Source organism: Rhizobium sp. BK376, assembly GCF_004341625.1.
Classification (GTDB): domain Bacteria; phylum Pseudomonadota; class Alphaproteobacteria; order Rhizobiales; family Rhizobiaceae; genus Rhizobium.
In genome coordinates this window covers 455,028-473,782 of the sequence record NZ_SLZG01000001.1, presented here as the reverse complement: position 1 = coordinate 473,782, position 18,755 = coordinate 455,028, and the positions used below count along the sequence as shown (strand labels likewise).

Sequence of the window (18,755 nt, the reverse complement as noted above, 5' to 3'; positions counted from 1 at the left end):
CTAGCTGCGTCGGCTGACGATCGGACCCTTTGTGGAGCCGAACTCCGCAAGCACCGTTTCACCGGCGACCGCCTTCTGGCCGAGGGAAACCCGCGCGACCGCTCCGGCCGGCAGGAAGACATCGACGCGCGATCCGAAGCGGATGAGGCCGATACGCTCGCCGGCATCGATGGGCTCGCTCGGGTGAACGAAGCAGAGGATGCGGCGCGCGACGAAGCCGGCGATCTGTACGACGCCGACCTGGCCGTGGCGTGTCTCGATGACGAGGCCGTTGCGCTCGTTCTGTTCGCTTGCCTTATCGAGATCCGCATTGAGGAAGCTGCCCTCGCGATAGGCGATGCTCTCGATCCGGCCGCGCATCGGCGAGCGGTTCACATGGCAGTCGAAGACATTCATGAAGATGGAGATGCGCAGCATCGGCTCATAGCCGAGATTGAGCTCGGCCGGCGGCGTGGCCATCTGTACGCCCGAGACCTTTCCGTCCGCCGGCGAGATGACGAGATCGTCGTCCTGCGGCGTCATCCGTTCAGGGTCGCGGAAGAAATAGGCGCACCAGAGCGTCAGGATGAGGCCGATCCAGAAGAGCGGCTTGAAGAGCCAGCCCAACACCAGCGACACGACGAAGAACCCCAGGACAAAGGGATAACCCTCCTTGTGCACGGGGACTATCGTGTTGCGTATGGTATTGTGCAAACTCATCGAGCGCGAACTCCTGCAATTGTTCCGGAAGACGCTGACTACAGGCAAACGCCGTCATGAGCAATGCTGGAGGGGCCGTCACCCCCTGCGCCGATCTTCACCAGCCCCTTACGTTGCCGGAGCAAGCCTGTTGACGACGCCAAGTTCGTCGTTCTCGCGAACCTGCTTGAGATGCTCTTCGGCCTGCGTTGCCTCACGCTGGCGGTCCCACATCGAGGCATAGAGGCCATTTCGCGCCAGCAGTTCCCCATGCGTGCCGCGCTCGGCGATCTCGCCGCTCTTCAGCACAATGATCTCGTCCGCGCCGATGACGGTGGAGAGACGATGCGCGATGACCAGCGTCGTGCGATTCTTCGAGACGACGTCCAGCGCCGCCTGAATTTCCCGCTCCGTCGTGGTGTCGAGCGCCGACGTTGCCTCGTCGAGGATGAGAACTGGCGGCGCCTTCAGGATCGTGCGGGCAATGGCGACGCGCTGCTTCTCGCCGCCGGAGAGCTTCAGTCCACGTTCGCCGACCTTGGTGTCGAAACCCTCGGGCAGGATGCGAATGAAATGGCTGATCTGGGCAGCGTCAGCCGCAGCCATGACCGCCGCTTCATCGGCTCCCGGCCGGCCATAACGGATGTTGTAGGCAATCGTGTCGTTGAAGAGCACCGTGTCCTGCGGCACCATGCCGATTGCCGTGCGCAGGCTCTTCTGCGTCACCTTGCGCACATCCTGGCCGTCGATGGTGATTGCGCCTTCCTGCACGTCGTAGAACCGGTAAAGCAGCCGCGACAGGGTCGACTTTCCCGCACCCGATGGGCCGACGACCGCAACCGTTTTTCCCGCCGGCACTTCGAACGAAATGCCCTTGAGGATGGGACGCGCCGGATCATAGGCGAAATGCACGTCGTTAAAGGCAATCGCGCCCCGGCTGATATCTAGGTCCACCGCGTCGGGCGCATCCTTCACCTCGGGCTCGACTTCGAGCAGATCGAACATCGCCTCGATATCAGTCAGGCCCTGGCGGATTTCGCGGTAGACGAAGCCGATGAAGTTGAGGGGCACGGAAAGCTGCAGCAGCAGCGAATTGACGAAAACGAAATCGCCGACCGTCTGCTTGCCGTTGAGGACCGCATAGGCGGACAGCACCATCATGACGGTGGTGCCAAGACCGAAGATCACGCCCTGGCCGAAGTTCAGCCAGCCGAGCGACGTCCAGACATCGGTTGCGGCCTTTTCGTAGCGCTCCATCGATTGATCGAAGCGCCGCGCCTCCATCTCCTCGTTGCCGAAATATTTGACGGTTTCGAAGTTGAGCAGCGAATCGATCGCCTTGGTATTTGCTTCGGTGTCGCTGTCGTTCATCGAGCGGCGGATGGAAATACGCCAGTCGCTCGCCCGCACAGTGAACCAGATGTAGAGCCAGACGGTTGCGGCCGTTATCGCCAGGTAGGAGAAACCGTAGCCACGCCAGAAGATGATCGCCGTCAGCAGGAATTCGATGAAGGTCGGGATGGTATTGAGGATCGTGAAGCGGACGATCGTCTCGATGCCCTTTGTGCCGCGCTCGATGATGCGCGAGAGACCGCCGGTCTTGCGCTCGAGATGGAAGCGCAGCGACAACTGGTGCATGTGGACAAAGGTTCTAAAAGCGAGCTGGCGCACAGCATATTGCCCGACGCTGGCAAAGAGCGAATCGCGAAGCTGGTTGAGGCCGAGCTGCAGCAGGCGCGTGATGTTGGTCGCGATGACAAGGGCGATAGCGCCGATCATGAAGGTCGGCAGGATGCCCTGCATGTCCAGCTTGCCGTTCAGCGCATCGATCGACCACTTGAAGAAATAGGGGACGAGCAGCAGCACGAATTTCGAAATGAGCAGGTATACCGAAGCCCAGACGACGCGCATCCTTAGATCCATGCGCCCCTCCGGCCACATGTAAGGCCAGAGATTGATGATCGTCTGCAGGGGATTCTTCGAATCCGCCGATATGGTCTTCTTGCGCTCTGCCATCAGGGGTCTCCGGCACGATGTCTAAGGCGCCGGATGGCAGCTTGCTCATCGCGCGGCGCACCTGAGGGCCGCGTCGGGAATTCGGCGGGCCGGGAGGTCGGCGGCACGCTTATATCATTTTTATAGGTAAGGAAATGACAGGCCGGTGTCTAAACACCGGCCTGATCGGAAAAATCCGGCTTACAGATGCTGCCCGGACATACGCTTGCGATGCAGCTCTTCCGAGTTCGGCAGCGCGTCCTTCGGCACGCCGAAGACCTGGCCAGGTAGAATGCGGTCCGGGTTGTTGATCTTGTCTTCGTTGGCGAGATAGATCGTCGTGTAGCGGACGCCGAGCCCGTAGGTGCGGCGGGAGATCTGCCAGAGCGTATCGCCGCGCCGGATAATGACGGCGCTGTTGCTCTGAGAGAGCGGCGCCTGCTGATAGGTCTTGGTTCCGTCCGGATCGTTCGATGCCGTTTGTACCGACGCCTGGGCGGGCACATCGGCAACCGGCTTGGTGATCTCGGCGATCATCTGGTCGAGCCGAGCCAGCGCATTGCCCACCGACTTCGGATCGCCCGGCAGCGCGTGCAGATAGGCAAGTGCCTTGGCGGCGCTGCTCGAAACCATCGCGGATGCGTCTCTGAGCGCAACGCTGGCGTCGATCGCCGGCCGGAAGTCTGCAAGCGACTTCAGGGCAATCTCGGTGCCCGAACGAGCCGCGGCAAGCTCCTCCTGTCCGGGCGTCTTGCCATCGGCATAAAGCTTCTTCAGCAGGCCGAAGGCCTTGTTGGTATCGTTCTTCAGCTTGCCCAGCTCGCCTTCATCCAGCGGCACCATCGAAGCATCTGCGGTTTGCTGATTGCCTACTGCCGGCGGCGTCTGCGCGGCCACGGTCACCTGGTTGCCCGCAGGCCGGTTGAAGTTGACCGCGGTGCGCGCCAGGACCTTGCCGGCTGCGTCGACGATATCGACGCGGATCTTGTGATCGCCAACGGCGAGCGGCATCGTCCCGTCGATGACGAAATGGCCGTCCACCCCCGCTGCTGCCTCGCCGATGAGCTTGTCGTCGGCATAGGCGCGGACCTTGGCGCGGGGCCGTGTGCTGCCGGCCACGAATATCTTGTCGTTCTCGATCTCGACCGCATTGACCATGACGTCGGGAGTATCCGTCGTCACGCCATTGTCCGGAGCGGTTGCGGTCGGCGGCGGATTGGTCGTCGGCGATGCCGATGCCATCGTGGTATCTGCCTTGTCGCTGCCGGCATTGCCGTTGCCGTTATTGGCCGGCTGTGCGTCCGATGCGACCCGCTGCTGCTTGGCGGTCGGTGCCGTGATGATGCGGCTTGCCGTACCCGGCTTGGAGACCATCGCAAGCAATTGCGTGCTGCCGTCCTTGGGCACGGAAACGGTGGCAACTTCCTCTGATGTCAGCGCATTGCCGTCCTTGCCGATCGCCTTCAGCACCAGCTCGTGGTCGCCGGGCGGCAGCGGATTGTCGAGCACGGCGGCGAAATCGCCGCTCGGACCGACATCGGTCGTGGTGATGACCTTGTCGCCGTCCATGATCTGCAGCTTGGAATTGGGTTCGGCAGACCCGGCAACGACGGTCGAACCATCAGGCTCGACGCGCAGGACGTCGAAAGAGGGCTTGCGCGGGCCGGCATTGGCCTGTGCCTGCGGCTCCGGCTTGCCGAAGAGGTCGGCCTCTGCCTTGGTGATTGCCGCGAGCGCGTCGGCGACATTGTCCGGAAGAGCCTTGATGATCCCGAGCGCCCTCCCGGCACCACTATGCGCCTGGGTGACGAGCGCGGTGGTCGCGGCATTGGAGCCTTGCGGCAGCGCGAAGTCGACGATCGCCTGCAGCGCCGAGACGGTATTCGTCTTGGCGGTGGCCAGAGCCTCGGCTGCCGGGCTATTGCCGGCGCTGAACAGCGTTTTCAGGTCCGCCAGGGATTTCGCCGCAGTCGTGGTCAGTCCGCCCAGCTTGGTCGCGGTATCAGTCGCATCTGCAGCATTGGTCGCGTCGTTCTGAACGGCCTTCGCAGTGTCCTTTGCCGCATCGCCTGCCTTCTGGGTGTCGGCAATGATGTTCTTCACCGCGTCGCCTGCCTGGTTGATGGCATCGCCGACCGGCTTTTTGTCGATGCCGAGCCTCGGCATGACGAAAAAGATCATGATCACGCTCGCTATCACCAGGACCAACAATGCCAGCAAGCCGGCGCGGTTTTTCATCATCATTCCTCTCCAGGCGGCATCGCCGCAGCAACTTCTGAAATTGCTAACGATTTCCGCGTTTTTTACAAGCTTTCTCAGCTATTTCCGAATGCTTGCACGCAAGTTTTCCTTTAATTTTCTTGACGGAGCACTTGCAGCATAGTTGTTTGGTCACATGACAAAAGAATCTGTGCCAATTCGATCCATCTGCGTCTACTGCGGCTCTCAGCCGGGACGCGATCCTTCCCATATCGCTGCAGGCCGTGAACTGGGCAAAGCTATCGCCGAAAGCGGACTGCGGCTGGTCTATGGCGGCGGCACCAAAGGAATCATGGGTGCGGTCGCAAGCGGCGTTCTTTCCAATGGCGGTCAGGTGACCGGGATCATCCCGGAATTCCTCGTCGACATGGAAGCGACTCGCCATTCGCTGGGTCAATTGGACGAGCTCATCATAACCCCTGACATGCATACGCGCAAACACACCATGTTCGAGCGCTCGGATGCCTTCGTGGCCCTGCCGGGCGGCATCGGCACGCTGGAAGAGATCGTCGAGATCATGACATGGGCACAGCTCGGCCAGCACGAGAAGCCGATGGTCTTTGCCAATGTGAACGGTTTCTGGGATCCGATGATGGAGCTGATTCGGCATATGAACGAGTCGGGCTTCATCCATACCGCCCATCGCGTCCAGCCGCTGGTCATCGATACCGTCCCCGAAATCATCCCGGCGATTCGCAAGCAGGCGGACGAGATCCGCGGCAGCCGCAGCGGCGCGGCAGACGTTCTCGCCAAGCTCTGAAAAGGTTTCGTTAACGCTGTCTGGTCCGCGTCAGCGCTTGCGGCTCTGACGCAGGATCGACCAGCTGTAGAGGACGAGCCCCGCCCAGATGAGCGGAAAGGCGATCGTCCGCGCTGTGCCGAGCGGCTCCTGGAAAACGAAGACGGCGATCAGGAAGATCATGGTCGGCACGATGTATTGCATGATGCCGATCGTCGAGAGCCGCAGCAGCTTGGCGCCATTGGCAAAGATCATCAGGGGCAGGGCGGTGACCAGCCCGCAGCCGACGAGCAGCGACGTGTCGTAGGTGCCGGTCCGAAAGAGATGCCCTTCGCCCTGTGCTTCGAGATAGACGATATAGGCAAGCGCCGGCAGGCTGAGCAGCAGGACCTCGAGCAGAAAGCCCTGGTTCGGCCCGATGGGAAGCGTCTTGCGAAAGAAGCCGTAGAATCCCCAAGACAGTGTCAGCGCAACGGCAACCCAGGGAAGGCTGCCGGCATCGACCGCAAGGATCACGACCGCAACAGCGGCAAGCACGATCGCGGCGATTTGCGCCTTTCCGAGCTTCTCCTTCAGCAGAATGGCGCCGAGTGCGATGCTGAAGAGCGGATTGATGAAATAGCCGAGGGCCGCATCCAGCGAATGGCCGTTGCCGATTGCCCAGACATAGGTGCCCCAGTTGATGGTGACGAGGATGGCCGTCATCGACGCCATCGCAAGGGTGCGCGGCGTGCGCAATGCGACCTTCAGGTCACCCAATCGCCCGAGCGAGAGGAGAACGGCGCCCGCCACGGGCACGGACCAGACGATCCGGTGCGCAATGACCTCCATGGCCGGAATGTGCCCCAGCGCCTTCATGTAGAAGGGCAGCACGCCCCAAAGCAGGTAGGCCGTCAGCACATAGAGAAAGCCGCGTGTCCCGTCGTCGCTCCTGGCGGCCGGCGTGGAGATATCGCTCGTCATTGAGGTGTTCCATCCCGATCTTTTGCGGCCGGGTGTATCTCAATTACTGCTAATGGACCAATTCATTTCCTTGACGATGCCTTCAAGGCCGTTGATGCGGCGGACGTGTCTATTCCGCCGCGATCCTGCCTGCCATGTGCCGGTTCTTCATCAGCTTGTAGATGACGGAATCCATCAGCGCCTGGAAGGAGGCGTCTATGATGTTTTCCGAAACGCCGACCGTCCACCAGCGCACGCCGCTGGAATCGATGGATTCGATCAGGACGCGGGTGATTGCCTCGGTGCCGCCGTTGAGGATACGAACCTTGAAGTCGGCGAGAACAAGATCGTCGATTTCGTGCTGGTACTTGCCGAAATCCTTGCGCAGCGCCAGGTCGAGCGCGTTGACAGGGCCCTCGGCTTCCGCAACAGACATCAGCGTCTGCCCGTCGATCACGATCTTTACCACGGCTTCGGAGACGACCTTTATCCGCCCATGGGAATCGAAGCGGCGCTCGACCATGACGCGGAAGCCGTCGATGGCGAAGAACTCGGGGATCGTGCCGAGCGTGCGGCGCGCCAGAAGCTCGAAGCTCGCATCCGCGCCCTCGTACGCATAACCAGAGGCCTCGCGTTCCTTGACGATGGAGATCAGCATGTCGAGCTTCGGATCGTCCTTCGGGACGTCGATACCGCGACGCTTGAGGGCATTGATGAAATTGGCCTTGCCGCCCTGGTCCGACACCATGACCTTGCGGAAATTGCCGACGGTTTCCGGGGGCACGTGTTCGTAGGTGCGTGGATCCTTCAGCAGCGCAGAGGCATGGATGCCGGCCTTGGTTGCAAAGGCCGAGGCGCCGACATAGGGCGCCTGATGATCGGGCGAACGGTTGAGCAACTCGTCAAAGGCATGGGACAGCCCCGTCAGCCCCTGCAGCCGCTCGGCATCGATCGCCGTCTCGTAGAATTCGTTGTAGCTGTTCTTCAGCGCCAGCGTCGGGATCAGCGTGACAAGATTGGCATTGCCGCAGCGCTCGCCGATGCCGTTGAGAGTGCCCTGGACCTGCCGCACGCCGGCATCCACGGCCGCCAGCGAATTGGCGATCGCCTGGCCGGTATCGTTATGCGCATGGATGCCAAGACAGCGCCCCGGAATGCCATGGGCGATGACGGATTCAACAATGGCGCGCACTTCCGGCGGCTGCGTGCCGCCATTGGTGTCGCAGAGCACGACCCAGCGCGCACCGGCTTCATAGGCCGTCTTGGCGCAGTCGAGCGCATAGGCGGGGTTGGCCTTGTAGCCGTCGAAGAAATGCTCGCAATCGACCATCGCCTCCTTGCCGGCCGCGACCGCCGCCTTGACGCTCTCGGCGATGCAGTCGAGGTTTTCCTGGTTGGAAATGCCGAGCGCGACTTCGACATGGTAGTCCCAGCTCTTGGCGACGAAACAGATCGCATCGCTCTTGGCCTGGATCAGGCTTGCAAGCCCCGGATCGTTGGACACGGAAACGCCGGCGCGCTTGGTCATGCCGAAGGCGACGAAGGAGGATTTCTGCGTCCTCTTCTCGCTGAAGAAGCTTGTGTCCGTCGGGTTCGCGCCCGGATAGCCGCCTTCGACATAGTCGATGCCGAATTCGTCCAGCATGGTGGCGATCGCAATCTTGTCCTCGACCGAAAAATCGATGCCGGGCGTCTGCTGCCCGTCACGCAGGGTCGTGTCGAAGAGGTAGATTCTTTCCTTGGTCACCGCGATGCCTCCCGGGCATTGATTGTCGTCATGTGTCGCGGCCCCACGTCTTAGAGAGACGGGGCCGCGAGCATGCAGGTGTCGTGCTTACTTCCCAGCAAACTTGTCCGTCGCCCGGATCAACTGGTCCAGGATGCCGGGTTCGGAGAAGGAATGGCCGGCACCTTCGATCAGGTGGAATTCCGCCTTGGGCCAGGCCTTGTGCAGGGCCCAGGCATATTTGGCCGGGCAGGGCATGTCGTAGCGCCCGTGGACGATGACACCAGGAATATCCTTGAGCTTGTAGGCATCGCGGATCAGCTGGCCTTCGTCCATCCAGCCGGCATTGACGAAGAAGTGGTTCTCGATGCGGGCAAAGGCATGAGCGAATTCAGCGTCTTCGAACTTGCTGCTGGTCGAGGGCTCGGGCAAAAGGGTGATTGTCTCGCCTTCCCAAATCGCCCAGGCCTTGGCGGCCTCCAGGCGCATCGCCTTGTCGGCATGCGTCAGGCGGCGGTTATAGGCAGCCATCATCTCGTGCCGCTCTTCCGGCGGGATCGGCGCGATGAAGCGCTCCCATTTGTCCGGGAACATTTCCGAGACGCCGAACTGATAGTACCAGTCGAGTTCCGCCCGCGTCAGCGTGTAGATGCCGCGCAGCACGAGTTCGGAAACCCGCTCCGGATGCTTCTCGGCATAGGCGAGCGCCAGCGTCGACCCCCAGGAGCCGCCGAAAACGAGCCATTTCTCGGCGCCTGCCATCTCGCGCAGCCGCTCGATGTCGGCAACCAGATGCCAGGTCGTGTTGGCGTTGAGGTCCGCATGCGGCGTCGACTTGCCGCAACCGCGCTGGTCGAACAGCGTGACGTCATAGAGATCAGGATCGAAAGCGCGGCGGTGGCTGGGCGAGATGCCGCCGCCGGGGCCGCCATGCAGGAAGACGGCCGGCTTTGCGCCGGGCGTGCCGCAACGCTCCCAATAGATGACATGGCCGTCGCCGACATCAAGATGGCCGGAGGCATAGGGCTCGATTTCGGGATAGAGCGTGCGCAGGAGTTCGGTCATAGTTTCAAACCTTGCTGGGGCCAGACATCGGTGTCGTGGTCGGGGTGCTGGAAGGAGATGATGGCCTCCTGCCGGGCGTAGAAATCGGGGTCTTGATGCAGCGGCTGGTCGAAGATCGTTTCGACCCAGGGCAGGCGCGCGCCGTGGTTTACTTGGATTTGCGGGGCAAGGTCGCTTCGGTCGTCAAAACTGCCGATGGCAAGTTCAAGGCCGCCGGGATGGCGATAGGTCAGCGGCGTGCCGCAATCCTTGCAAAAACCGCGCTCGATGTTGACCGAGGACTGGAAATAGGTCGGCTCTCCGCGCGACCATTCGAACCCCTCCTCGGGCGCCGTCACCAGCGCGGAAAAGAAGCCGCCGAACTGTTTCTGGCACATCCGGCAATGGCAGATGGAGGGGCGGCCGAGCGCTCCCCTGATGCGAAAGCGCACGGCGCCGCATTGGCAGCCGCCTGTTCGCACAACGTCAGTCATGATGGTTCTCCGGTGGCCAGGTTTCGGTATCGTGATCGGGATGCTGATAGGAGACGATCTGAAGCACAAAGGGAGCCGCTTCGGCATCCTCTTCGGTCGCATGTCCCGGCAGCTCGTGCAGGTGGTCAACAAAGCCGATCTTTCCCTCGGTGCCGAACTGCACGACGGGCGGCAGCGCCGAAGGATCGTCGAAGGCTCCGGCCGCGATTGCAACGCCGTCGGGCGCCTCATAGGTCAGCGGCGTGCCGCAATCGGCGCAGAAGCCGCGCTCGACGAAATTCGAGGAGCGGAACGTCTTGCGCGTCCCCCGCGTCCATGTGAGTTCCGCGCCGCGGGTGGAAACCAGGGGCGCATAATAGGCGCCGAACGCCTTTTGGCACATGCGGCAATGGCAGACGGAGGAATCTGTGAGCGTGCCCGTGACGCGGAAGCGGATGGCTCCGCATTGGCAGCCGCCGGTGTGGGGTCGGTCGGTCATGTTACGCCTCCTCCGCCAGCCAGTTTTCGACTGCAAGGCCGCCAACGCGTGAAAATTCGCGCACGTTGTCGGTGATCAGGGTCAAGTCGAGGGCGAGAGCATGGGCGGCGATAAAGAGATCAACAGGACCTATGAGATTGCCGCTGCGCGCGAGTTCGCTGCGAATCGCGGCGTAGCGGTGTGACGCCAGATCATCATAAGGAATGACGTCCAATCTTTTCAGAATGTTCTCGATCAGAGCCGTCAGTCTCTTAGATCCGCGCTTCGCGGCGCCATAGCGCAATTCTGATGCCACAAGGGCGCTGACACAAAGGTTCTCCTCGCCCGCGAGCGACGCCTGTTTCACGGCCGGGCCATCCGGATAGCGGATCATGTGCGACACGATATTCGTATCGAGCATATAGCGGCGATCGCTCACAACTCGGCATCCTCAAGCGGGAGTTGTCCCTCGTCGACATCGGGAAACTCTTCGTCCCACGGTTCGATCGTGGCAAGCCATTGCAACAGGCCTGATGTCTTGGCCGGCTCGATAATCAGCCGATCCCCATCCTTGCGCATGATCGCATCATTGCCCGGAAGCTCGAATTCCACGGGAATGCGAACGGCCTGGTTGCGGCCGTTCCTGAATAGCTTCACATGTCGTTCGGTATCCATGACGCTCTCCCGTTGGCATATGCCTTAGCATAGGCCAAAATTATCGCCCGCACAACCTCACCGCTTCAACTCCCAAGTCGTCACCCGCTCACCGGTCGCGGCATCCTTGCCGTCCTTCAGCTGGATGCCCTTGGCGGCAAGGTCGTTGCGGATCTTGTCCGCCTCGGCGAAGTTCTTCGCTTTCAGCATCTCCAGCCGCATCTGGACCAACGCATCCACCGCCTCGGCGACCGCTTCGTCCACCTCTGCCTTGACCGGCAGGACGCCGAGAAGGGCGGCACTTGCGGCAAAGGCGGGGAGCTGGGCCGGATCGGCGTTTGCAGCCTGCGCCAGGGCATGGATCGCCTGAACTGCAGCCACGGTGTTGAGATCGTCCGCGAGCGCAGCCAGCACCGTTGCATCGGGAGCAACCGTGCTTGGCTCAGCCGCCGGCCATTTGGCGAGCAGCCGTTCGGCTTCTTCCAGCCGCTTTACCGAAAAATCGATCGGCTCGCGGTAATGCGTCATCAGCATCGCCAGCCGCAGCACTTCGCCCGGCCATTTGCGGCCGCCGAATTTCTCCGTATGGAGCAGCTCATAGATGGTAACGAAATTGCCTTCGGATTTCGACATCTTGCGGCCTTCGAGCTGCAGGAAGCCGTTGTGCATCCAGACATTCGCCATCACATCCGTGCCGTGGGCGCAACGCGACTGGGCGATCTCGTTCTCATGGTGCGGGAAGATCAGGTCCAGACCGCCGCCATGGATGTCGAAGACGTCGCCGAGATAGCGACCGCTCATGGCGGAGCATTCGATGTGCCAGCCCGGACGGCCGCGACCCCAGGGGCTTTCCCAGCCCGGCTCGTTCTCGTCTGACAGCTTCCAGAGCACGAAATCGCCCGGACTCTTCTTGTGCGCATCGACGGCGATGCGGGCGCCGGCCTGCTGTTCGTCGAGATTGCGCTTCGAGAGCTGGCCGTAATCCGCCATGGATTTCGTATCGAACAGCACTTCGCCTTCCGCCTGGTAGGCATGGCCCTTGGCGATCAGCTTTTCGATGATCTCGACCATCTGCGCGATGTTATCGGTCGCACGCGGCTGGATCGTCGGCTCCAGGCTTCCCAGCGCTTTGGCATCCTCGAGGAACTGCGTCTCCGTCTTTTCGGTGACGGCGCGGATGGCCTCGTTCAGCGGCAGGCCCGGAAAATCACGCAGAGCCCGCGCGTTGATCTTGTCGTCAACGTCGGTGATGTTGCGGGCATAGGTGACATGGGCTTCGCCATAGACATGCCGCAGAAGCCGGAACAGTACGTCGAAGACGATGACCGGGCGGGCGTTGCCGATATGGGCGAAGTCATAGACGGTCGGGCCGCAGACATACAGGCGGACATTGTCCGCATCGATCGGCTTGAAATCGACCTTTTCGCGTGTCAGCGTGTTGTAAAGCTTGAGCACCGTGCCCATTCCCATCTCCCAAATGCAATTCAAAATGCATCCACCGGCGGACCGGGACGTTTGTCATCTTGGGTATCTGGGAGACGAAAACGGCCAGGCCAGCGGTAACGCTAGCGAATAATCTTCCGGCAAATAATGCAGACGACCGTTTTCATGAGCAGCGTTATGGCGCGGAAGCCGGGGCTGGTCAAGGGGGGGAAAAGCGGTCGGGAGAAGCCTGAGCAATCGATCCGGCGAATCGATTGCAGCGCCGAACGCCCGAAGCCCAGGCGAAGGGCCGGGGGCGCCGCGAACGCAAATTCTGCCGTCCTCTTTCTTACCACTCTCATCCTTGACGCAAGAACCAACGGCGTTAGCTTCCCGACCATGTCACAGCAAGAAGCACCCACCCTCGCACCCGTGATCGTCATCGACCTGCAGACCGGCATGTTCGACGGTCTCCTCGAACCGCCGATCCATGATGCCCACGGCACGGTAGCTCGTGCGAAAGATATCATCGGCTGGGCTCGATCGGAGGGACGCAAGATCGCGTTCGTCAGGCATGACGGCCCGGAAGGAGACCCTTTGGCTCCTGGCGAACCGGGCTGGCCGATATGGCCTGCCCTCGGTCAGGTAAAGGATGAACCGACGTTTTCCAAGAGCGTGGGCGATGCTTTCAGCAATCCAGCGCTTGGTGAATGGGTTATGGGGCAGGGCGCCAGAGAGGTTATATTGCTGGGCGCACAGACTGATTTCTGCGTGGCGGCAACGATGAAGGGCGCCATGGGTGCGGGACTGGGGGTAACGATCGTTTCCGATGCCCACAGTACCTTGGATAGCCCGGTCGAAAATGCCGCCGAAATCATCCGGCGGCACAATCGCGAATTTGCTTCCGCCGGTGCCAGTTTGGTCACGACGAGCACGCTTACGGGCGGCTGACACCTTTGGTGCTGCCGCCTATTCCGGCAGGCGGTAGTCCTTCAGGGCATTCTCCTTGATGACGAACAGCTTGCCCGTCTCCGTCCAGTCGGGTGAAACGAGCGGCAGCAGTGCCTGTGCCACTTCGCGCGGATGCGGCAGCGTGTCCGGATCCTCGCCAGGCATGGCCTGGGCACGCATGGCCGTGCGGGTGGCGCCGGGATCGACGCTGGTGATCCTCAGCGCCGTGCGCTGCGTTTCCCCCGCCCAGGTGCGGGCCAGCACTTCGACGGCAGCCTTGGAGGCGGCATAGGGACCCCAGAACGGACGAGCCGTATGCGCAACGCTGGACGAGAGGATCACGGCGCGGCCGGCGTCGGAGCGCATCAAAAGCGGCTCCGTCGAGCGGATCAGCCGCCAGGTGGCAGTCACGTTGATGTTCATCACCCTCTCGAACACCTTGGCCTCGACATGGCCGATCGGCGAGATCGTGCCGAGCACGCCTGCATTGGCAATCAGGATGTCGAGCTTGCCCCAGCGCTCGAAGATCGAACCACCCAGGGCATCTATGGCCTTCATGTCGGCAAGGTCGAAGGGAACCAGCGTCGCGGAGCCGCCGGCAGCCTTGATCGCATCATCGAGATCTTCGAGGCCGCCCACCGTGCGGGCACAGGCAATCACATGCGCTCCCGCCTTGGCGAGTTCCAGCGCGGTGAAATAGCCGATACCGCGCGAAGCGCCTGTCACCAGCGCGATTTTGTCGTTCAGATTGACCGTCATTATGCCTCATTCCTCCGAGATGCGGGGCAAGGGAATGCCCCATATCAGCCAAAGAGTCGAGACATCAACCGTTGCTGGCCATTACGGAAAGCTTGAGGCCCGCGGTCTCGCCATTCTTGTCGAGAAGCCGCGTCGGATAGTCGCCGGTGAAATAGTGGTCGGTAAATTGCGGACGGGCGGAATTGCGATCCTCGCCGCCAACGGCGCGGTAGAGGCCGTCGATGCTGAGGAATTCAAGCGAGTCGGCGCCGATATATTTCGCCATCGCTTCCGTGTCGGCATATTGGTTGGCCAGCAGCTTGTCGGCGTCAGGCGTGTCGATGCCGTAGAAATCCGGATAGAAGATCTTCGGGCTTGCGACGCGAATATGCACTTCCTTGGCGCCGGCATCGCGGATCATCTGCACGATCTTCAGCGACGTGGTGCCACGCACGATCGAATCGTCGACGAGTACCACGCGCTTGCCTGCAATCATCGCCCGGTTGGCCGAATGCTTGAGCTTGACGCCGAAGGCACGAATCTGCTGCGTCGGCTCGATGAAGGTGCGGCCGACATAGTGATTGCGGATGATGCCATATTCGAAGGGGATGCCGCTCTGCTGCGCATAGCCGAGCGCCGCGGGCGTGCCGCCATCGGGCACGGGCACGACCACATCGGCGTCGACGGGCGCTTCCTTGGCGAGGTTGATGCCCATGTTCTTGCGGGCGACATAGATGCTGCGGCCGCCGACGACCGAGTCCGGCCGGGCGAAATAGACGTATTCGAAGAGGCAGAGGCGCTCGGGCTGTGGATTGGCCGGCTTGCGCGCATCGATGGCAATCGAGCCGTCTGGCTGGATCTCGCAGATGATGACTTCGCCGTTTTCCACGTCGCGGATGTATTTGGCGCCGATAATATCAAGCGCGCAGGTCTCGGAGCAGAAGATCGGCTTGCCGTCGAGCTCGCCCATGACAAGCGGGCGGATGCCGATCGGATCGCGTGCGGCGATCAGCTTGGTGCGCGTGAGGGCCACCATCGCATAGCCGCCCTCCATCTGGCGGATGGCGTCGATGAAGCGGTCGGTCGTTGAGGCATGGCGTGAGCGGGCGATCAGGTGCAGGACAACTTCCGTGTCCGACGTCGACTGGCAGATCGCGCCGGTCGCGATGATCTGGCGGCGCAGCGTCAGGCCGTTGGTGAAGTTGCCGTTGTGGGCGATCGCGATGCCGCCGACTTCGAGCTCGGCAAAGAGCGGCTGGACGTTGCGCAGCGCCACTTCGCCGGTCGTGGAATAGCGCGTATGGCCGATCGATATCGAGCCCGGGAGCTTCGCGAGCACGGCCGGGTTCGTATAATGGTCGCCGACAAGGCCCATATGCTTTTCAGTATGGAACTGCTTGCCGTCGAAGGTGACGATACCGGCAGCTTCCTGGCCGCGATGCTGCAAGGCGTGAAGGCCAAGGGCAGTCAGCGTAGCCGCATCCGGATGCCCCAGGATACCGAAGACGCCACACTCTTCATGCAGCGTGTCGCCGTCGAGATCGTCCTTGATCGAAAAGGAATGGGACTCGTTCATAGGTGCGGGCCTTTTTTCTCGATGGGGTCGGTTGGCAGCGTAACGGCTGTGTCCAAAATAGCTGAAAATCCGGCCGGGCAAAATGCCTGGCCGGATGGCTGTCGTCGGTTTCGCTCAAATGGCGATTGTTTCCCTTGGGGTCAAGCGCCAAACACTATCAATTGCTGTTCTGCGGTGCGGTCGGTGCCGCGGGTTGCGCGGGCGCATCGTCGGACGGCGCGCTATCGTTGCTCGCGCCATTGTCCTCGTCATCCTGCTGCTGTCCGCCCTTTTCCGGCTGGATCTTGTCGATGACGTTTGTGCGGATCATCTGCGCCAGCTGCTCCGGCAGCGCCGATTCCAGCTTCACGACCATCGAATCAAGGAACGGCTTCGACTTTGCATTGTTGACCCAGGCCGGGCGATGGGCCGGATCGACCAGCCAGTTCCAGAAGGCGACAGCAACGACGAGAAGCAGCAGGCCGCGAGCCGCGCCGAACAGGAAGCCGAGCGTCCGGTCGAGCGCGCCGATGCGGCTGTCGATGATGAAATCGGCGATCCGCATGGTGATGAAGGAAATGACGATCAGCGCAATCAGGAAGACGACTGCGGCCGATCCGACGATCGCGATGCGCTCATCATCCGTATAGCGCTTCGCATAGGGCACGAGCAGGGGATAGAGGTAATAGGCGGCCGCCGCCGAGCCGCCCCAGCTTACGATCGAGAGAATTTCGCGGGAGAAACCGCGCACCATCGCAAGGACGGCGGAAAACAATACGACGCCGATAACAATGCCGTCGAAAATCGTAATGGGCATATACAATCCACTCCAAGACTTGCCATGACGGGCATGGCCGCCGTCTGCCTCAATGCCTATTCCGTATCATCGCCTGCGGGCGATGAAAGAATCAATCGTCGTCTTCCGCCTGCCTGAGCGCGCCCTTCGATCCGGCGATACGCGCCACCAGATCCGGCAGGCTGTCGATCTCGCTCCAGCGTCCGCCATTGCCCTTCGGCAGTTCGGCAGAAGCGGTCGGCAGAAGCGCCGCAGAGAAGCCCAGCTTCTCGGCTTCCTTGAGGCGCTGAGCGGTATGTGCAACCGGCCGAACGGCGCCCGACAGGCTGACTTCGCCGAAATAGACGCAATCCGCCGGAAGGGCAAGACCGGCCAGGGATGAAACCAGTGCAGAGGCTACCGCAAGGTCCGCTGCAGGCTCGGAAATGCGATAACCACCGGCAATATTGAGATAAACGTCGTGCTGGCCGAGCCGCACGCCGCAATGCGCTTCGAGCACGGCGAGAATCATCGACAGCCTTGCCGAATCCCAGCCGACGACCGCACGGCGCGGCGTGCCGAGCGATGTCGGCGCAACCAGTGCCTGCACTTCGACCAGGATCGGACGCGTGCCCTCCATGCCGGCAAAGACGGCAGCACCTGGCGATTTGGAATTGCGCTCCCCAAGGAAAAGCTCGGACGGATTGGCGACTTCCCGAAGCCCGATGTCGGACATTTCGAAGACGCCGATCTCGTCGGTCGGCCCGAAGCGGTTCTTGACGGTGCGCAGGATGCGATAGTGATGGCCGCGATCGCCTTCGAAATAGAGCACGGCGTCGACCATGTGCTCGACAACGCGCGGGCCGGCGATCTGGCCGTCCTTGGTCACATGCCCGACCAGCACCATGGCGGAGCCGGTCTGCTTGGCAAAGCGGATCATGGCCTGCACGCCGGTGCGAACCTGTGTGACGGTGCCGGGCGCGGATTCGGCAAGCTCGCTCCACAGCGTCTGGATGGAATCGATGATGACGAGATCGGGCCGCTTGCCCTCGGCCAGCGTCGCGAGGATATCCTCGACATTGGTCTCGGCGGCGAGCATCACGTCGGTATCGTCGGCCTTCAGCCGCTGGGCGCGCAGGCGGACCTGCGCGACGGCCTCTTCGCCCGAGACGTATACGATCTTGTGGCCCCGTCGCGAAAGGGCGGCGGCCGCCTGCATCAGCAGCGTCGACTTGCCGATACCGGGATCGCCGCCGACAAGCACCGCGGAACCACGCACGAAGCCGCCTCCCGTTGCCCGGTCGAGTTCCGAAATGCCGGTATGGATGCGGGGGGCTTCCTCGATCTCGCCCGAAAGTGCAGTCAGCGTGACAGGCTTGCCCTTGCGCGGCGTCCTTGTAGGACCGCCGCCGATGCCGCCCATCGGGTCTTCCTCGACGATGGTGTTCCATGCGCCGCAGGCATCGCATTTGCCGGCCCAGCGATTATGGACCGCGCCGCAGTTCTGGCAGATGAATTGGGTTCGGCTCTTCGCCATTAAATGCCGCTTTCACTTTCGAGCGCTCCGGAAATCGATCCGAATCGCTGCCGACTGCCAGATAATGACTTTCCTGAAGGATCAAAACTAATGATTTCCGTATCAACGGCATTGGTGACAGCATTCCCTGGGGACGGAATGGATGGTGAGAGATGTTCGATTATACGCTTGCGCATTGGGTAACGTTTGTATCGGCCGCGGTATTGCTCAATCTCTCACCGGGTCCGGATATCGCCTTCATACTGGGTCATACGATCAAAAGCGGAATTCGTTCCGGCTTTGCCGCACTTTTCGGCGTATGGAGCGGCGCCTGCATTCACGTGCTGATGACGGCGGCCGGCCTGTCGGCAATATTGGCCGCATCGGCGCTTGCGTTCTCGGCGGTCAAATGGATTGGTGCCGCCTATCTGATATGGCTGGGGATACAGGCACTGCGCTCAACGGGCGACGGCGGCTGGATCAGGGAGACGGATCAAGCGCCTGCCAAAAGCCGCATTTACCGGCAGGGAATTCTCGTATCCCTGCTCAATCCCAAGGTTGCCATCTTCTTCCTGGCCTTCCTGCCGCAGTTCGTCGTCGAGGGCGCCGGTCCCGCCTGGGCTCAGCTGCTTTTGCACGGCAGCCTGATCATCGCAGTTGCCGCCTTCATAGAGCCGCCGCTCGTTCTGCTCGGCGGGCGCCTTGCCGGAGCGCTCCCGCGAAATCGCAAATTCGGGCTTTGGCTGGATCGCGGCCTCGGGACGCTGTTCGTCGCCCTCGGCATCCGGCTTGCGATCAGCACACGCTAGG

The 18,755-nt window shown here is 61.7% G+C and carries 18 protein-coding genes; 3 read left to right on the top strand and 15 right to left on the bottom strand.

The window, feature by feature from the left end; all coding sequences use genetic code 11:
• The 3 genes from EV561_RS02420 to EV561_RS02410 all read right to left on the bottom strand — a co-directional run bounded on the left by EV561_RS02420 (position 1) and on the right by EV561_RS02410 (position 4,914).
• Positions 1 to 747 carry a phosphatidylserine decarboxylase gene (locus EV561_RS02420; RefSeq protein ID WP_281024699.1) on the bottom strand — a complete coding sequence of 249 codons (747 nt, stop codon included), beginning with the start codon at positions 745 to 747 and terminating at the stop codon, positions 1 to 3.
• 60 nt (positions 748 to 807) lie between these two features.
• Positions 808 to 2,694, bottom strand: a complete 1,887-nt coding sequence (locus EV561_RS02415) for an ABC transporter ATP-binding protein/permease (protein WP_132517225.1) — start codon at positions 2,692 to 2,694, stop codon at positions 808 to 810.
• A 180-nt stretch (positions 2,695 to 2,874) separates the two neighbouring features.
• Positions 2,875 to 4,914, bottom strand: a complete 2,040-nt coding sequence (locus tag EV561_RS02410) for a LysM peptidoglycan-binding domain-containing protein (RefSeq protein ID WP_132517223.1) — start codon at positions 4,912 to 4,914, stop codon at positions 2,875 to 2,877.
• A gap of 154 nt (positions 4,915 to 5,068) precedes the next feature.
• On the opposite strand from EV561_RS02410, the gene EV561_RS02405 reads away from it, so the two are divergent.
• Positions 5,069 to 5,692 (top strand): TIGR00730 family Rossman fold protein, encoded by a 624-nt coding sequence (locus EV561_RS02405; RefSeq protein ID WP_132517221.1) that lies wholly within the window; start codon positions 5,069 to 5,071, stop codon positions 5,690 to 5,692.
• A gap of 30 nt (positions 5,693 to 5,722) precedes the next feature.
• Here the strand turns inward: EV561_RS02405 and rarD are convergent, their stop codons facing one another.
• From rarD to cysS, 8 genes are all read right to left on the bottom strand, one after another.
• Positions 5,723 to 6,634, bottom strand: coding sequence for an EamA family transporter RarD (gene rarD / locus EV561_RS02400; RefSeq protein WP_132517219.1), 912 nt, complete (start codon positions 6,632 to 6,634; stop codon positions 5,723 to 5,725).
• 109 nt (positions 6,635 to 6,743) lie between these two features.
• Positions 6,744 to 8,360, bottom strand: coding sequence for a citramalate synthase (gene cimA / locus EV561_RS02395; protein WP_132517217.1), 1,617 nt, complete (start codon positions 8,358 to 8,360; stop codon positions 6,744 to 6,746).
• 87 nt (positions 8,361 to 8,447) lie between these two features.
• Positions 8,448 to 9,404, bottom strand: coding sequence for a prolyl aminopeptidase (gene pip, locus EV561_RS02390; RefSeq protein ID WP_132517215.1), 957 nt, complete (start codon positions 9,402 to 9,404; stop codon positions 8,448 to 8,450).
• The gene (locus tag EV561_RS02385; protein WP_132517213.1) at positions 9,401 to 9,877 is read right to left on the bottom strand and encodes a GFA family protein; all 477 of its coding nucleotides are present in this window, start codon (positions 9,875 to 9,877) and stop codon (positions 9,401 to 9,403) included. Before EV561_RS02385 ends, pip begins: the two co-directional genes overlap by 4 nt.
• Positions 9,870 to 10,355, bottom strand: coding sequence for a GFA family protein (locus EV561_RS02380; RefSeq protein ID WP_132517211.1), 486 nt, complete (start codon positions 10,353 to 10,355; stop codon positions 9,870 to 9,872). Before EV561_RS02380 ends, EV561_RS02385 begins: the two co-directional genes overlap by 8 nt.
• A 1-nt stretch (position 10,356) precedes the next feature.
• A complete protein-coding gene (locus EV561_RS02375) occupies positions 10,357 to 10,755 on the bottom strand; it encodes a type II toxin-antitoxin system VapC family toxin (RefSeq protein ID WP_132518050.1) in 399 nt (132 codons plus the stop codon).
• Between the two features lie 14 nt (positions 10,756 to 10,769).
• Positions 10,770 to 11,009 (bottom strand): AbrB/MazE/SpoVT family DNA-binding domain-containing protein, encoded by a 240-nt coding sequence (locus EV561_RS02370; RefSeq protein ID WP_132517209.1) that lies wholly within the window; start codon positions 11,007 to 11,009, stop codon positions 10,770 to 10,772.
• A gap of 57 nt (positions 11,010 to 11,066) precedes the next feature.
• On the bottom strand, positions 11,067 to 12,452 hold the full coding sequence (gene cysS, locus EV561_RS02365; RefSeq protein WP_132517207.1) for a cysteine--tRNA ligase: 1,386 nt from the start codon (positions 12,450 to 12,452) through the stop codon (positions 11,067 to 11,069).
• 357 nt (positions 12,453 to 12,809) lie between these two features.
• Here cysS and EV561_RS02360 point away from each other — a divergent pair, with 357 nt between their 5' ends.
• Positions 12,810 to 13,361, top strand: coding sequence for an isochorismatase family protein (locus EV561_RS02360; protein WP_132517205.1), 552 nt, complete (start codon positions 12,810 to 12,812; stop codon positions 13,359 to 13,361).
• 18 nt (positions 13,362 to 13,379) lie between these two features.
• On the opposite strand, the gene EV561_RS02355 is transcribed toward EV561_RS02360, so the two are convergent.
• The 4 genes from EV561_RS02355 to radA all read right to left on the bottom strand — a co-directional run bounded on the left by EV561_RS02355 (position 13,380) and on the right by radA (position 17,966).
• Positions 13,380 to 14,120, bottom strand: coding sequence for an SDR family NAD(P)-dependent oxidoreductase (locus EV561_RS02355; RefSeq protein WP_132517203.1), 741 nt, complete (start codon positions 14,118 to 14,120; stop codon positions 13,380 to 13,382).
• A 64-nt stretch (positions 14,121 to 14,184) separates the two neighbouring features.
• Positions 14,185 to 15,675, bottom strand: coding sequence for an amidophosphoribosyltransferase (gene purF, locus EV561_RS02350; RefSeq protein ID WP_132517201.1), 1,491 nt, complete (start codon positions 15,673 to 15,675; stop codon positions 14,185 to 14,187).
• 157 nt (positions 15,676 to 15,832) lie between these two features.
• Complete coding sequence (locus tag EV561_RS02345; RefSeq protein ID WP_132517199.1) at positions 15,833 to 16,471, bottom strand: CvpA family protein; 639 nt, start codon at positions 16,469 to 16,471, stop codon at positions 15,833 to 15,835.
• A 91-nt stretch (positions 16,472 to 16,562) separates the two neighbouring features.
• Complete coding sequence (gene radA, locus EV561_RS02340; protein WP_132517197.1) at positions 16,563 to 17,966, bottom strand: DNA repair protein RadA; 1,404 nt, start codon at positions 17,964 to 17,966, stop codon at positions 16,563 to 16,565.
• Positions 17,967 to 18,118: 152 nt separating this feature from the next.
• Between radA and EV561_RS02335 the strand changes: the two genes are divergently transcribed.
• Positions 18,119 to 18,754: a LysE family translocator gene (locus tag EV561_RS02335; protein ID WP_132517195.1), complete on the top strand. Its 636-nt coding sequence runs from the start codon at positions 18,119 to 18,121 to the stop codon at positions 18,752 to 18,754.
• Position 18,755 lies beyond the last annotated feature (1 nt).

Bases quoted from the DNA above. Each gene is read 5' to 3' on its own strand.
- EV561_RS02415 (WP_132517225.1), bottom strand. From the start codon at position 2,694: ATGGCAGAGCGCAAGAAGACCATATCGGCGGATTCGAAGAATCCCCTG.
- EV561_RS02410 (WP_132517223.1), bottom strand. From the start codon at position 4,914: ATGATGAAAAACCGCGCCGGCTTGCTGGCATTGTTGGTCCTGGTGATA.
- EV561_RS02405 (WP_132517221.1), top strand. From the start codon at position 5,069: ATGACAAAAGAATCTGTGCCAATTCGATCCATCTGCGTCTACTGCGGC.
- rarD (WP_132517219.1), bottom strand. From the start codon at position 6,634: ATGACGAGCGATATCTCCACGCCGGCCGCCAGGAGCGACGACGGGACA.
- pip (WP_132517215.1), bottom strand. From the start codon at position 9,404: ATGACCGAACTCCTGCGCACGCTCTATCCCGAAATCGAGCCCTATGCC.
- EV561_RS02385 (WP_132517213.1), bottom strand. From the start codon at position 9,877: ATGACTGACGTTGTGCGAACAGGCGGCTGCCAATGCGGCGCCGTGCGC.
- EV561_RS02380 (WP_132517211.1), bottom strand. From the start codon at position 10,355: ATGACCGACCGACCCCACACCGGCGGCTGCCAATGCGGAGCCATCCGC.
- EV561_RS02375 (WP_132518050.1), bottom strand. From the start codon at position 10,755: ATGCTCGATACGAATATCGTGTCGCACATGATCCGCTATCCGGATGGC.
- EV561_RS02370 (WP_132517209.1), bottom strand. From the start codon at position 11,009: ATGGATACCGAACGACATGTGAAGCTATTCAGGAACGGCCGCAACCAG.
- cysS (WP_132517207.1), bottom strand. From the start codon at position 12,452: ATGGGCACGGTGCTCAAGCTTTACAACACGCTGACACGCGAAAAGGTC.
- EV561_RS02360 (WP_132517205.1), top strand. From the start codon at position 12,810: ATGTCACAGCAAGAAGCACCCACCCTCGCACCCGTGATCGTCATCGAC.
- EV561_RS02355 (WP_132517203.1), bottom strand. From the start codon at position 14,120: ATGACGGTCAATCTGAACGACAAAATCGCGCTGGTGACAGGCGCTTCG.
- purF (WP_132517201.1), bottom strand. From the start codon at position 15,675: ATGAACGAGTCCCATTCCTTTTCGATCAAGGACGATCTCGACGGCGAC.
- EV561_RS02345 (WP_132517199.1), bottom strand. From the start codon at position 16,471: ATGCCCATTACGATTTTCGACGGCATTGTTATCGGCGTCGTATTGTTT.
- radA (WP_132517197.1), bottom strand. From the start codon at position 17,966: ATGGCGAAGAGCCGAACCCAATTCATCTGCCAGAACTGCGGCGCGGTC.
- EV561_RS02335 (WP_132517195.1), top strand. From the start codon at position 18,119: ATGTTCGATTATACGCTTGCGCATTGGGTAACGTTTGTATCGGCCGCG.